This window comes from Bacillus sp. JJ1503, from assembly GCF_036965125.1.
Lineage (GTDB): Bacteria > Bacillota > Bacilli > Bacillales > Cytobacillaceae > Cytobacillus.
Genome location: NZ_JBALOZ010000061.1, coordinates 260 through 14,575, shown reverse-complemented (window position 1 = coordinate 14,575; position 14,316 = coordinate 260). Strand labels below are relative to the sequence as shown.

The following is a 14,316-nucleotide window of genomic DNA, read 5'->3' as shown; positions in this document are numbered from 1 at the left end:
CACGGCTGCTTGGACTTTTTGAACACCTGCATACCTCATATCAGCAATACTTGCAGACCGCTCCTAGAACTTCAAGCAGCCTTCCCACCTGCCAATTTACTTTCTCACGTCAATGGAACTATCCTGTAAATAGCTCAAATGGAAAAATGCATTTATTACATAATAAAGTGCGCTACTTTTTCATGCAGCGCACTCAATAGGTAATGTAACTAAATCAACTCATTTTCTTTTGTTTCGAACTTAATATTAAAATGACTTTGTTTAGTTCTAATTTCCCCTTTATTAATGTGTCTTACACTTATCGTAAAGACCTTTTTCCTTAAGTACCTTAATCAATGTTTCTCCCATTACAGATGGGGTGTCGGCTACTTCAATTCCGCATTCATTCATTACGCGGATTTTTTCATCTGCAGTACCTTTACCGCCTGAAATGATGGCTCCAGCATGTCCCATACGTTTTCCTGGAGGTGCTGTACGACCGCCAATGAAACCAACTACAGGCTTCGTCATATTCGCTTTTACCCATTCTGCCGCTTCTTCTTCAGCCGTACCGCCGATTTCACCGATCATTATAACTGCATAAGTTTCAGGGTCTTCATTAAACGCCTTTAACACATCGATGAAATTCGTACCGTTAACAGGGTCGCCACCGATTCCTACAGCAGTCGTTTGACCGATTCCAGCTTGAGTTAATTGATGAACGGCTTCATATGTTAGTGTTCCAGAACGTGAAACAACTCCCACATGTCCTTTTTTATGGATATAGCCTGGCATAATCCCTATTTTACATTCATCTGCCGTAATAACACCCGGGCAGTTAGGACCAACAAGACGAGTTTTCTTGCCTTCCATGTAGCGCTTTACTTTTACCATATCCAACACAGGAATATGTTCAGTAATACAGATTGCTAAATCAAGCTCTGCATCAACAGCTTCTAGAATCGCGTCTGCAGCAAACGGAGCTGGTACATAGATGACAGAAGCAGTAGCGCCAGTAGCTTTGACAGCTTCAGAAACAGTGTTAAATACTGGTAACCCTTCTACTTCAGAGCCGCCTTTACCTGGAGAAGTTCCTCCGACAATTTTTGTACCGTATTCTAGCATTTGTTTTGTATGGAAAAGAGCTGTTGAACCAGTAATCCCTTGAACGATTACTTTTGTATCTTTGTTAATAAATACACTCACGTAAATTCCCCTTTCTGGATTTCAGCTATCTTAAGGTTATTACCCTACTAATGAAACGATTTTTTGTGCGCCATCAGCCATAGATTCAGCTGCAATGATTTCAACGTCAGACTCAGCAAGGATTTTCTTGCCTAAATCCACATTTGTACCTTCTAAACGAACAACTAAAGGCACCTTTAAACCTACTTGCTTTGCAGCTTCCACTACACCTGTTGCGATAACGTCACATTTCATGATTCCGCCAAAGATATTGACAAAAATACCTTTTACGTTTTGATCAGAAAGAATGATTTTGAATGCTTCCGTTACTTTCTCTGCAGTTGCACCGCCGCCAACATCAAGGAAGTTAGCTGGATCGCCGCCATAATGCTTGACGATATCCATTGTGGCCATCGCAAGACCTGCACCATTTACCATACAGCCGATATTGCCGTCTAATGAAATATAGCTTAAGTCATACTTAGAAGCTTCAATTTCTTTCGGATCTTCTTCTTCTAAGTCACGTAATTTTAGTATATCTTTTTGACGATACAGAGCATTTGAGTCAAAGTTTAACTTTGCATCTAATGCCATGACTTTTCCATCTCCTGTAACGACAAGCGGATTAATTTCTGCAATGGAACAATCCTTCTCAATATAAGCTTGATAAAGGCCCATCATAAATTTAACAGCCTGTCCTACTAGCTTAGTTGGAATATTGATATTAAATGCAATGCGACGAGCCTGAAAAGCTGTTAAGCCAACAACTGGATCAATTTCTTCCTTAAAGATCTTTTCAGGTGTCTTTTCAGCTACTTCTTCTATTTCAGTACCGCCTTCTTCAGACGCCATAAGAACAACGCGTGAAGTCGCCCGGTCCAATACTAGTCCAACATAATACTCTTTTTGAATATCACAGCCTTCTTCAATGAGAAGACGCTTGACTTCTTTCCCTTCTGGCCCTGTTTGGTGTGTCACAAGTGTTTTTCCTAAAATCTCGGCTGCATACATACGCACTTCTTCTAAATTTTTTGCAACCTTTACACCGCCAGCCTTTCCGCGGCCTCCAGCATGAATTTGTGCCTTAACCACACATACTTCAGTTCCTAGTTCTTTTGCTGCTTCTACTGCCTCTTCAACTGTAAAAGCGACTTTGCCGTTCGGAACCGTAACTCCGTATTGTCTAAGGACTTCTTTTCCTTGATACTCATGGATATTCATTGTTTTCCTCCTTTAGTTTAGAAAGCCTTATTTTTATACTAGGAAGCTATTCAAATAATCAAATGATAGCTTCCTCATTTTCCTATTATCAAAAAACCATTGAGTGGTCATCAGAATGCACCCTGATGCCCGGTTCACCCTTCTAAAAGTAATTTTTCTGGGTCTTCGAGAAGCTGTTTCACTCTTACTAAAAAGCCGACTGCTTCTTTTCCATCAACAATACGGTGATCGTAAGAAAGAGCGATATACATCATCGGTCTAATTTCAATGGTTTCATTATCTATCGCAACAGGACGGTTTTGGATTGAGTGCATTCCCAAAATTCCAACTTGTGGCGCATTTAATATTGGTGTTGATAATAATGAACCAAATGTGCCCCCATTTGTAATGGTAAAAGTTCCACCTTGCATATCTGCTAATGTAAGCTTGGAATCTCTAGCTTTCTTTGCTAAATCTCCAATTTCTCTTTCAATTTCGGCAAAGTTTAAACGATCGGCCTCTCTCACGACAGGAACGACTAATCCTCCCTCAGTAGAAACAGCAACTCCAATATCATAGAATTTTTTGGCAACGATTTCATCGCCCTGAATTTCTGCATTCAGTAAAGGATAAGCTTTAAGCGCACCTACAACTGCTTTCGTAAAGAAGGACATGAATCCTAATTTCACATCATTTTGTTTTAGGAAATCATCTTTTCTTTTCTTTCTTAAATTCATAATCGCGGTCATATCAATTTCATTGAATGTTGTTAACATCGCCGCTGTGTGCTGAACTTCTACAAGACGTTTAGCAATCGTTTGTCGTCTGCGAGTCATTTTAATTCTCTCGACTGGTTTGCTATCAGCAATAGTTGGCTGTTGTACTGCCGGTGTAGCTGCTGGAGCTGGTTTTGCAGCAGGTGCCTGTGTTGATGGCTCATAATTAGATACATCCTGTTTACGCACTCTGCCTAATGGATCAGCTGCACCCACTTGATTTAAATCAATGCCGTGTTCTCTTGCATATTTTCTTGCAGCAGGAGAAGCAACTACATCACTGGAAGAAGCAGGGGTTGGCTCTGATTTTTCTTCGGCGGATTCTTTTGGTTCATTTTGACCGCTTTCTGAAGGTGGAGGAGTACTGCTTTGGCTGCCTTCGCCAATAATCGCAACCGTTTCTCCTACATTGACAGTGTCACCCTCTTCTTTCAATTTTTCTTGAAGGACTCCATCGTACTCAGAAATAATCTCTACATTTACTTTGTCTGTTTCAAGCTCAAGTATATAATCACCTTTTGCTACCGTTTCACCAGGCTGCTTTAGCCATTGTGCAATGGTACCCTCTGTAATCGATTCTGCTAATTCAGGAATTTTTATCTCTGCCATTTGTCTGCACATCCCCTTTTGTAAATGTCTAATTCTATAAACTTACCTTTTCTTTTGCCGGTGTAAAGACATTGTTTATAATTCTTTGTTGCTCTTTTTTATGAACGAGTGGGTCTCCTTCAGAAGGACTCGCCATATCCGGGCGGCCGTTATAGGAAACTTGTATATCATTCGGTATCAGCTGTTGTAAGCGTGGAGCGATATATGTCCAAGCGCCCATATTTTTTGGCTCTTCTTGAGTCCAGATGACTTCTTTTAGATTTTTATATTTTTTTAATAGATTCTTAATTTCCTGTTCAGGGAAAGGATATAATTCTTCGATTCGAATAATATCTAGCCAGTTGTATTGTTCAACATCTGTTAAAGTATCAGATAGCTCAACCGCTAAGCGGCCAGTAGTAAATACGATTCTCTCCACTTGTTCTGGTTCTTTGCCTAGACCAGGTTGCTCAACAATCGGCTGGAATTCTCCATTCGTGAATTCTTCCAGATAAGCTGCGGCCGAAGCATGGCGTAACAAGCTTTTCGGAGCCATTAATACAAGCGGTTTCACCTCATCTGTAAGAAGCGTTGCTGCCTGCCTTCTTAAAATATGAAAATATTGAGCGGAAGAAGATAGATTCGCTACAGACCAGTTATTCTCAGCAGCAAGCTGGAGAAAACGTTCTAATCTTGCGCTTGAATGTTCAGGACCTTGACCTTCATAGCCATGTGGCAATAACATGACAATCCCTGATGTTTGTCCCCATTTCGCTTTCCCAGCCGAAATAAACTGATCTAGAATAACTTGTGCTCCATTTGCAAAATCTCCAAATTGCGCTTCCCATAACACAAGCGTTTCAGGCGAAATCACATTATATCCATATTCAAATCCTAAAATGGCCGCTTCAGATAAAACACTATTATGGATAGCAAAAGATGCATTGGAAGTACTAATTGTATGCATTGGGCTATATTTTTTCCCCGTTTTTTCATCTGAAAGCACGATATTCCGATGGGAGAAGGTTCCACGCTCAGAATCTTGGCCAGTCAGCCTGATCGGAGTGCCATCCTTCAAAATAGTCGCGAAAGCTAATGCTTCTGCATGTGCCCAATCAATTTTCCCTTTGTTATTAAAAACATCAAGCCTGCGCTCTAGTATTTTTTTCAATTTTCCAAACACATTGAAGTTTTCTGGCCACTCTAAAAGCTCCTCATTAATTTTCGTTAAGGACGCCTTATCAACGGTCGTATCTACTTTTGTCACCTGTTTATTTTCAAGTGACAATATCTCCTCAAGATCCATAATTTCTTCTTGGTTTTTATCCATATTTTCATAGGCTTTTGCAAAATTTGCCAAAGTATTCGTTTCAATGGCAGCTATTTGTTCTTCTGTTAAGGACTTTTCATTTAAAAGCTGTTGCTTATAAACAGCCGTTATCGTTGGATGTTTACGTACGATTTGGTACATAACTGGATTCGTAGCCATTGGTTCATCCATTTCGTTATGGCCAAGACGTCTGTAACCAATTAAATCGATTAAAATATCTTTGTTAAAAGTTTGGCGGTATTCGAAAGCCAACCGAATAACAGAAAGTGTAGCCTCTGGAGCATCCGCATTTACATGGAAAATCGGAATATGAAAACCTTTCGCCATGTCGCTTGAATATCTTGTTGACCGTGAATCTTCACTTTCAGTCGTGAAACCAATCCGGTTGTTAGCAATAATATGGATCGTACCACCGGTTTGATAGGCAACTGTACTTGAATAGTTCAGGGTTTCAGCTACAACTCCTTGACCTGGAAAAGCAGCATCCCCATGTACTAAAACAGCTAACGCTTTAGTTACATCCTGTTTTGGATATCCTTTTTCAGAGCGATCCTCTTGAGCTGCTCTTGTATAGCCTTCTACTACTGTTCCCGCAATCTCTAAATGACTTGGGTTATACGCTAGTGTTACATTAATTTCTTTATCTTTGATTTTTCTTTTCTTTTTAGCACCAGCATGATACTTTACATCACCAGTTGTACTTAATGTTCGATTTCGATCGAAATCATTTGGCTCCCATTTCGAATGCTGGAATTGTGAGAAAATCGCTTCATATGGTTTTTCTAACACATTGGCAAGTACATTTAGCCGCCCTCTATGTGCCATAGAAATCATTACATCTTGCATTCCATCCTTTGCACCTAAAGCAACGATTTCATTAATAGCGGGAACTAATGTTTCCAATCCTTCAACAGAAAAACGCTTTTGTCCTACATATGTTTTTTGAAGAAATTGCTCAAAGCCCTCTGCTTCATACAAATTTGTTAGTAGATCAGATTTTTGATCTTCCGTTAATTCATTATTAAGAAAACCATTTTCTATTTTGCTTTGCAGCCATTTTCTTTCTTCAGGCTCAATATGCTGAATTTCAACACCAACAAAGCCCGTATATACCTCTTTTAAATATTGAATAGCTTCTAAACCATCTGATAATTTGCCGCTCATTTCCGGACAAATCATTTCTACTGGGATTTCTCTTACATCATTTTCTGTTAGCCCATAGGAAGACAAGGAATACATTTCAGTTGGTTCTTGTTTCTCTAATGGATAAATATCTGCTTGTAAATGGCCCATTGCACGGATGTTTTCAGCTAATTTTAATACATTAACAAGTGCTTTCATTTTATTTAACACAAGTGAAGGCGATACGTTTTGCTGAGGCTGCTGCTCGGCATTGTTACCATCTTGCATTTCAGGGGCTCCCCATTTTGCAAACAATGCTCTTAAGCTCTCATCTACTAAAGTCATATCTTCTAAATACAAATCATACTGTTCTAATAAATAGCCAAGGTTTGGGCCATGGAAGTCACTCCATGGATTTCCACTAAATGTTTCTCGCATCTATTTTCCCTCCTAAAATTGTAGGCAAATAGTTTTACAATTTATATAACTGAAATGGCAATTCCAGCCTTCTTTTTATAGTAATCCAACCCATTGCCAATAAGTTAAGCTGAAAATGATAATTAAGATATAGCCAATGATTGTAATGGGAAGACCAGATTTTAAAAGATCTTTCGATGTAAATGTGCCCGTACCATATGCAAGCATATTTTGAGGTGCACTTACCGGTAATAAGAAACCAAAACTAATAACGAATTGCTGAATTAATACTAGACCTGGTCCATTAAAGGATGTTGGCTCCATCGCGACAACAAGGGCAATAACAATTGGGATAAAAGCTGATGATAAGCTTGTTGCACTTGCAAACCCTAAATGAATTAAGATGTTAAATAAAGATAGAATCATAATAATGTAAACAAGCGGCATACTTGTTAAGCCTAAAGCTTCTAATGTAACTGACGATAGCCATGATGCACCTTGTGTATCCAATAATACTGTTCCTAATGAAATTCCGATGGCGAAAACGATTAAAGTGCCCCATGGAATTTTTTTCTCAACCTCTTTCCATGTATAAATGCCAATTCCAGGTATAAGCATAATCGCTACCGCAATAAGAGTAACTGTCGTCGAATCGAATGGATGAAGAATTCCCTCAGTTGACCAGAAGAACAATAATAATACTGAAATAATAATGAGTTTTAATTCTTTAGTTGAAAGCTTCCCTAATTCTGCCAGCTTACTGGCAATTACTTCTTTTCCACCTTGAAATTCTGATACTTCAGGCTTAATGAGTTTAATCATCACAAAGAAAAGAACGATTGACATAAGCAAGGACCATGGTGCAGCATAAAGGAACCATTCACCCCAAGTGATATTTATACCAAATGCTTTTTCCATAAATCCTAAGGCAACCATATTTTGTGCTGCGGCCGTTTTGATCCCTATATTCCAAATGGAGATGGCTTGTACAGCCGTAATCATTAATAAAGCCGCGAATCTACTATTTTTCTGCAGTCCGAATGCCGCGATGATTCCCATAAGAATCGGGACTGTTGTACCAGCTCGTGCTGTTGCACTAGGTACGAATAAAGCAAGAACGATACTAACAAGAATCGTTCCAATGACTAAGCTGGTTGTTTTCGTTCCAACCTTGGACATTATGAAAAGCGCTGTCCGCTTATGCAACCCTGTTATTTCCATTGCAGCAGCTATAAATAATGCTCCTCCAACAAGCCCAACTGCTGATGAGCTAAATCCACCTAAGGCCAGTTTCAAAGCCCCTTTACTCGTATATAATGTCGATGGATCATCGATTGTCGGTGCCAAACCAATAGAAAGCGTAATAAGACCAACAATAATGGCGGCGCTTACTGGAAATGACACAGCTTCTGTCACCCAGAGAATGACTGCAAAAGCCAATATTGCAAGAGCTCTTTGACCAGCGATTGGCAGACTTTCAGGATTTGGAAGTAAAATAATAATGAAGAAAGCAGCAAATGCTAGAATAATGGATACCAATTTTTTCTTGTCCAATTGAAATCCCCCCTTATGTTTCTACAATATTATTGTAATATATAATTCTATAATGAAAGCGATTTACTAAGTTTCGAAACGCTTACATTAATTACATAAGTCAAAATATGAATAACTTTCAAAAAGGCTTACATAGGAAAAGCTGTCAAAAGACAGCTTTTATTATTTTACGATATGGATTGGATTTCCTAATGCCACTTCTGCTGTTTCCATGACAATTTCCCCTAGCGTTGGATGAGCATGGATGGTTAAAGCAAGATCCTCTGCTGTTAAGCCAGCTTCTATTGCTAATGCAATTTCTGCAATCATATCCGAAGCATTCGCACCGATAATTTGTCCCCCAATTACCATGTCATTATCTGCTCTAGTAATAAGCTGAACAAAACCTTCCGTCTGATTTAGTGCAATAGCTCTACCGTTAGCAGCGAATGGAAACTTAGAAACTTTCGTATCAATTCCAGCGTTTTTAGCACTTTCTTCCGAATGTCCAACAACTGCAATTTCTGGCTCTGAAAATACGACAGCAGGAATGCATGTATAATCTACAATTGATTTCTCTCCCGCGATTGCTTCAGCAGCTATTTTCCCTTCATAGGAAGCTTTATGAGCAAGCTGCGGACCTGAAACGATATCCCCTATCGCATAAATGTGAGGGACTGAAGTTCGGCATTGGTTGTCCGTTTTGATCAAACCCTTTTCACCTAATTCTACACCGGCCGCTTCTAAACCGATCTTATCTGTATTAGGTTTTCTACCTACACTCACAAGCAAATAATCCGCTTCAAATACTCTTTTTTCTCCATTTATTTCACAAGTGACCTCTACACCATTTTCTGTTTCCTTGGCACCTTCTACGATTGCCTTCGTAAAGATGTCAACCCCTTTTTTCTTAAGGTTCCGTTTGACAATAGAGGTTGCTTTTTTATCGATCCCATTAAGGATTTCACTTTGCCCTTCTAATATTGTCACCTTTACACCAAAATTTGCGTATGCTCCTACAAGTTCTACACCAATCACACCGCCGCCAACAACGACTAAATTCTTAGGAATTTCTTGTAAGTTTAGTGCACCTGTCGAGTCAATAATTCTATTAGAAAATTTCATAGTCGGAAGTTCAACCGGACGAGATCCTGTTGCAATAATCGCATGTTCAAAGCGAATGTTTTTTTCTCCTTCTACACTACTAATCTTTACCGTATTAGCATCCACAAATGTAGCTGTTCCCTTTACAATTTCCACCTTATTCCCTTTTAAAAGAGCTCCAACTCCACCTGTCAGCTTGTTGACAACGCTTTCTTTGAATGCCTGAACTTTTGAAAAATCCACTTCAACGGTAGGTATAGATAGACCGAATACATCTAAATTCTGTGCTTGATGAAAATGATGGCCAGCAGTTATCAATGCTTTAGACGGAATACATCCTACATTTAAACAAACTCCGCCTAGATTTTCTTTTTCTACAATCGTTACTTTTTGTCCGAGCTGTGCAGCACGAATCGCTGCCACATATCCCCCTGGTCCTGCTCCAATTACAATTGTGTCAGTTGAATGAAGATCATTTCCCTTCATTTTTCCCCCTCCTAGATGTTTGAATGATCATTTTGAGTGAAATCTTCATTATGAATAACTTCAATGAAAAGCCTTCCATTTCTATTAATGTCAAAAGTAAGATTTCACCCATGTAAATAATGAATAGAATATTCTTTCCCTCTTAATGTAATCGTTAAATTGTTTTTTTACTATATTACGAAAGTAAAGTAAGTAATTTGTAATTATCGAAACTAACAGTATTCCTTAAGGTTTGCTCAGTATTTCACTTACTTCAATTACATAACTTTCTTTAATTTTATTAAATCGAATCAACATATGATTGGTTTGTAAGAAATAGCCGGCTTAAATTTATATCAATATTTGTGAAATGATTCACAATTAAAAAACCTCTGGTGACAGTATGGTTGCCCAACTACCATATAACAAACATATTAATATAATCTTTTATCAAGTCTAATTCGATCAAACGTAACTATTATTACAAACTTGTAAATCTTTTAAATAAATACAGTTCAAAAGTATTATTCTATTATCCTATTTTTCTGAACATGAAATATATTTTTAATTTTTCTTTTTTCACTAGGCAATTATATATGTGAAAATGGAAGTTATTTGCTATCTAACAATTTCAAACACGAGTTTTCACCCATTTCTTCTAGTTTACCCACTATTAACCCTCTATTAAAAGTGAGTTAACACTCAAGTACTATGCTAGGTTTGTAAACTACTTTAGGAGGGAATTTAAATGAAAAAGAAATCAATTAAAAAGAAACTGATCCCGTTTGCTGTAGTATCATCCATCGCACTTGGAAGTCTTGTTGGAAGTTTTTCAGCTCCAGTGGCTGATGCGAAGTCTAATAATGGTCAAAATAATGGCATTGCCAAAAATGTAATTTTCATGGTTCCAGACGGATATTCTGCCTCATATGCAACAAACTACCGCTGGTTTAAAGGTGAAGAGACTATTTTAGATTCTATGCTAGTTGGGATGCACCGTACATATTCGGCAAATACAGAAGTAACGGACTCTGCAGCAGCTGGGACAGCCATGGCAACTGGAGTCAAAACAAATAATGGCATGATTAGCACAACTCCAGACGGCAAAGAGTTAAAAACTATTCTTGAAGCGGCTGAAGAAGCTGGTAAAGCATCTGGCTTAGTAGCAACTTCAACAATCACTCATGCAACTCCTGCTGTATTTGCTTCACACGTTGCTTCACGTGCAAATGAAGCTGACATCGCACCGCAATTGTTGGAAAATGGTGTTGATGTAATTCTTGGAGGCGGGAAAAAGTATTTTCCAGAGTCCTTATTAAATGAAGCTAAAGCACAGGGCTATCAATTCGCTTCGAATAAGGAAGAACTTGCTGATGTGAAAAAATCAGACAAGCTAATCGGGCTATTCGCTGAAGATGGCATGGCTCCAGAGTTGGATCGTGATGAGACCGATCAACCAAGCCTTGCAGACATGACAGAATCAGCATTAGATGCTCTTAAGCAAGATAAAGACGGTTTCTTTTTAATGGTTGAAGGAAGCCAAATTGATTGGGCTGGCCATGATAATGATGCGGCTTGGGCAATGAAAGATAGCGAAGCGTTTGAAATGGCAGTTGCAAAAGCCGTTGATTTCGCGAAAAAAGATGGAAACACATTAGTAGTCGTTGCTGGTGATCATGATACTGGTGGCATGTCAGTCGGCGGTTACGGCAAGGGCGATGCAAAACTAGAGGTATTGCGTCAAGTTACAGCTACAGGGGATTTTATGGAAAGCAAACTAAATGCTGACCGCAGTAATGTCAAAGAAATCATTAAACAATATACAAACCTTGACTTAACAGATGCTGAAGCAGAAAGAATTAAAACAGCAAAAAGTCCATCAATGGCTATAAACCAGATTGTTTCTGAACGTGCCATCGTTGGATGGTCAAGCACTGGACACACAGGTACTGATGTTCCTTTATATGCATTCGGACCAGGCTCTGATTTATTTAGAGGGTTGCACGAAAATACTAATCTGCCTGTCTTAATGGGAGAAGCTATGAAGATTAAGTTTACTCCTGGAAAGTAAAAATTAAATAATTTTTCATCTGAAAAGGAGCTGTGGACAAAACAGCTCCTTTCGTTCATTTTAAAGTGGAATTATCACAAAATTACTGATATCCGCATCCAAATTTTCTAGGAAACCCAGTTAAGTAAATATGATAGGTTCGGCCTTCTATTATAAAAATGGCGTAATTAAGTGTTCATTCTCAGGGACAGTTTGGAAAACCGTAATTGGCCGCCCAACTGCCAGATACTCTAATTCTTCTCTTAAATAACCAATCTCATTTAAATAATTCAAATATTTCTTCGTTGATATACGTGATAAATCAACTTCCTTTGCTATATCTTCTGTTGAAAAATGCCCTTTTTGATCCACGACAAGAAGGAGAATCTTTTTCAGTGTTATTTTTGATAATCCTTTCGGCACTGTTGCAGCAAGTTTATTTCCATCAGGAATTAAGGGCGATGGACCTCTTTCATTTATTAATATTTGATCTAGCGTATCCTGATCTGTCTTTTCTAACTCTGTCGTTAATGAATGATATTGAAGAAACTTCTCTATCGCCAATTTAAATCTTTCATACGAAAACGGTTTAATTAAGAAATCAATCACACCATATTCTAATGATTTCTTAATTGTAGGTATGTCATGTGCTGCTGTTATCATAATAATTGGTACAGAGAGCTGTTTTTGACGTACCTCTTGTAAAAAATCAATTCCTGTTTCTCCAGGTAAGTAAACATCAAGTAAAATTAAATCCGGTATATCCTCATTAATTATTTTCCATAATTCATCAATTCTGCCAACAGTTGCAACAATTCGAAAACCTCCGAAACGCTCAAGATATTGTTGATTGATCATGGCAACCATTGGGTCATCCTCAACGATGATGACTTTAATCATGTAAGCTCCTCCATTTATACGGCACTTCCATTCGAAAAATACTTCCAGTCCCTACTTTTGATTGTACATCCACAATCCCATGATATTGTTTGACAATTGATTGAACGGCATCCAACCCATACCCTCTCGTTCCACCTTTAGTCGAAAAGCCTCTTTCAAATATCTTTTCTATGAGGGCCTTCTCCATACCTACGCCTGAATCTTGGACTTCAAACAAGATCACTTCCTCCTCTTCATCATAATGCAGAAAAAGCGACACTTGTTTTTCCTTTGCAGTTGCTACAGCATCTTTCGCATTATCTAGTAAGACTCCCATCGATAATAGCAAATCATGAAGCATCTCACCCATTTTCATGTACGGAAAGTGAGAATCTGAATCGATCGTTAACTTGACACCTTGCTCTTTTAATTCACTCGTTTTTCCTAGTAAAAAACCTGCTACTGCCGGGCTTTTTATTTTATCGGTAACAAACCCAATTTCTCTGTGATAATCAGCATTTAATACGCGAATAAAATGAGAAACATCATCATATTTTTTCAATTCAATTAATCCTAAAATGGTATGTAATTGATTCATAAATTTATGGTTTTGAGCACGCAAAGAATCAATAAATTGCTCTGTACCGCTAAGTTGACGAATAAGCTGCTGCATTTCTGATTGATCACGTAAAGTAGCTACTGCACCATATATCTCTTCATTTATATAAATGACCTTTATATTTACGATTAGCTCTGATTGATTAACGACTACTACTTGATTGGAAATTGATTTTCCAGCCGTGAATACTTCTTTAAAAAACAACGAAAAAATATCCTTATCGAGGTACGCATCTTTCTTGTAATCACCAGTAAACTTTGCCTTCTCCATAAGCTGTATAAAATTAAAATTATGTAAAAGGATTCTTCGATCTGGGGTTACAGCAATAATCCCTTCGCTTACTGAATCGATAATAATATCACGTTCTTTAACATTTGCCACGATCTGCTGAGGTTCAAGCCCTAATAATAATTTTTTTAATTGATGTGCTAAATAAATTGCTCCTAATAGACCCACGAATAGTCCAAATCCTAAACCAAAATAGAGAGTTTGCTGAGCATCCCAAAGGGCTTGATTAACGGTTTCCTGTACAATGCCAACACATACAATTCCAACTTGCTGCCCTTTTTCATTCCAAATCGGTGTAAAAAAGCGTGTCCCTTCTCCTAAAATCCCTTTTTGTTTTGAAAAATGCTCAGTACCATTCAATGATTGTTTAGCATCTTCAATATTTGAAAATGGTTGTCCAATGATATTAACATGTGGATGTGATTTGCGAATAAGATCATTATTGAGAACAACAACAAAGCTTACATCTGTCGATTCCACTACTTCCATTGCATATTTTTGAATGTCTGGGCTATTTGAATTTTTAACAACTTCATTTATGACACGGGGATCTTTAGCTACCATTCTAGCAACATTCATTAACTTTTCTTTTACAATATTATGTTCCCTCTCTATCACATAATGGTGTAAAAGTACTGCTGATGCTGTCAATGAAACTAAGACTGACATTAAAACCAATAATGCCGTCATTTTTTTCAGTGTTAATTTAGTTAGCCATTTATTTTCAATCATTATCAATTCCCTTCCAATACATCTTTGTTTCTATTTTAACACGTTTCGA

At 38.0% G+C, this 14,316-nt stretch carries 10 protein-coding genes; 2 read left to right on the top strand and 8 right to left on the bottom strand.

Features of this window, described 5'->3' with window-relative positions; translation table 11 throughout:
* Nucleotides 1–200 (top strand): hypothetical protein (locus V7149_RS05670; protein WP_335344680.1); only part of this gene is annotated, 200 nt, incomplete at its 5' end.
* An 82-nt stretch (nucleotides 201–282) separates the two neighbouring features.
* Here V7149_RS05670 and sucD read toward each other — a convergent pair.
* The 6 genes from sucD to lpdA form a co-directional block, all read right to left on the bottom strand.
* Nucleotides 283–1,185, bottom strand: coding sequence for a succinate--CoA ligase subunit alpha (gene sucD, locus V7149_RS05665; RefSeq protein WP_335344679.1), 903 nt, complete (start codon nucleotides 1,183–1,185; stop codon nucleotides 283–285).
* Between the two features lie 39 nt (nucleotides 1,186–1,224).
* Nucleotides 1,225–2,385, bottom strand: a complete 1,161-nt coding sequence (sucC, locus tag V7149_RS05660; RefSeq protein ID WP_335344678.1) for an ADP-forming succinate--CoA ligase subunit beta — start codon at nucleotides 2,383–2,385, stop codon at nucleotides 1,225–1,227.
* A 134-nt stretch (nucleotides 2,386–2,519) separates the two neighbouring features.
* The gene (odhB, locus tag V7149_RS05655; RefSeq protein WP_335344677.1) at nucleotides 2,520–3,749 is read right to left on the bottom strand and encodes a 2-oxoglutarate dehydrogenase complex dihydrolipoyllysine-residue succinyltransferase; all 1,230 of its coding nucleotides are present in this window, start codon (nucleotides 3,747–3,749) and stop codon (nucleotides 2,520–2,522) included.
* Nucleotides 3,750–3,783: 34 nt separating this feature from the next.
* On the bottom strand, nucleotides 3,784–6,618 hold the full coding sequence (locus tag V7149_RS05650) for a 2-oxoglutarate dehydrogenase E1 component (RefSeq protein ID WP_335344676.1): 2,835 nt from the start codon (nucleotides 6,616–6,618) through the stop codon (nucleotides 3,784–3,786).
* 75 nt (nucleotides 6,619–6,693) lie between these two features.
* Complete coding sequence (locus V7149_RS05645) at nucleotides 6,694–8,151, bottom strand: DASS family sodium-coupled anion symporter (RefSeq protein ID WP_335344675.1); 1,458 nt, start codon at nucleotides 8,149–8,151, stop codon at nucleotides 6,694–6,696.
* A gap of 162 nt (nucleotides 8,152–8,313) precedes the next feature.
* Nucleotides 8,314–9,720, bottom strand: coding sequence for a dihydrolipoyl dehydrogenase (gene lpdA, locus V7149_RS05640; protein ID WP_335344674.1), 1,407 nt, complete (start codon nucleotides 9,718–9,720; stop codon nucleotides 8,314–8,316).
* Between the two features lie 727 nt (nucleotides 9,721–10,447).
* Between lpdA and V7149_RS05635 the strand changes: the two genes are divergently transcribed.
* On the top strand, nucleotides 10,448–11,770 hold the full coding sequence (locus V7149_RS05635) for an alkaline phosphatase (protein ID WP_335344673.1): 1,323 nt from the start codon (nucleotides 10,448–10,450) through the stop codon (nucleotides 11,768–11,770).
* Nucleotides 11,771–11,920: 150 nt separating this feature from the next.
* Here the strand turns inward: V7149_RS05635 and V7149_RS05630 are convergent, their stop codons facing one another.
* A complete protein-coding gene (locus V7149_RS05630) occupies nucleotides 11,921–12,649 on the bottom strand; it encodes a response regulator (protein ID WP_335344672.1) in 729 nt (242 codons plus the stop codon).
* Complete coding sequence (locus tag V7149_RS05625) at nucleotides 12,642–14,267, bottom strand: sensor histidine kinase (RefSeq protein WP_335344671.1); 1,626 nt, start codon at nucleotides 14,265–14,267, stop codon at nucleotides 12,642–12,644. Before V7149_RS05625 ends, V7149_RS05630 begins: the two co-directional genes overlap by 8 nt.
* Nucleotides 14,268–14,316 lie beyond the last annotated feature (49 nt).

Excerpts from the sequence above, each read along its gene's own strand:
- sucC (WP_335344678.1), bottom strand. The coding sequence starts at position 2,385 with ATGAATATCCATGAGTATCAAGGAAAAGAAGTCCTTAGACAATACGGA.
- odhB (WP_335344677.1), bottom strand. The coding sequence starts at position 3,749 with ATGGCAGAGATAAAAATTCCTGAATTAGCAGAATCGATTACAGAGGGT.
- V7149_RS05650 (WP_335344676.1), bottom strand. The coding sequence starts at position 6,618 with ATGCGAGAAACATTTAGTGGAAATCCATGGAGTGACTTCCATGGCCCA.
- lpdA (WP_335344674.1), bottom strand. The coding sequence starts at position 9,720 with ATGAAGGGAAATGATCTTCATTCAACTGACACAATTGTAATTGGAGCA.
- V7149_RS05635 (WP_335344673.1), top strand. The coding sequence starts at position 10,448 with ATGAAAAAGAAATCAATTAAAAAGAAACTGATCCCGTTTGCTGTAGTA.
- V7149_RS05630 (WP_335344672.1), bottom strand. The coding sequence starts at position 12,649 with ATGATTAAAGTCATCATCGTTGAGGATGACCCAATGGTTGCCATGATC.
- V7149_RS05625 (WP_335344671.1), bottom strand. The coding sequence starts at position 14,267 with ATGATTGAAAATAAATGGCTAACTAAATTAACACTGAAAAAAATGACG.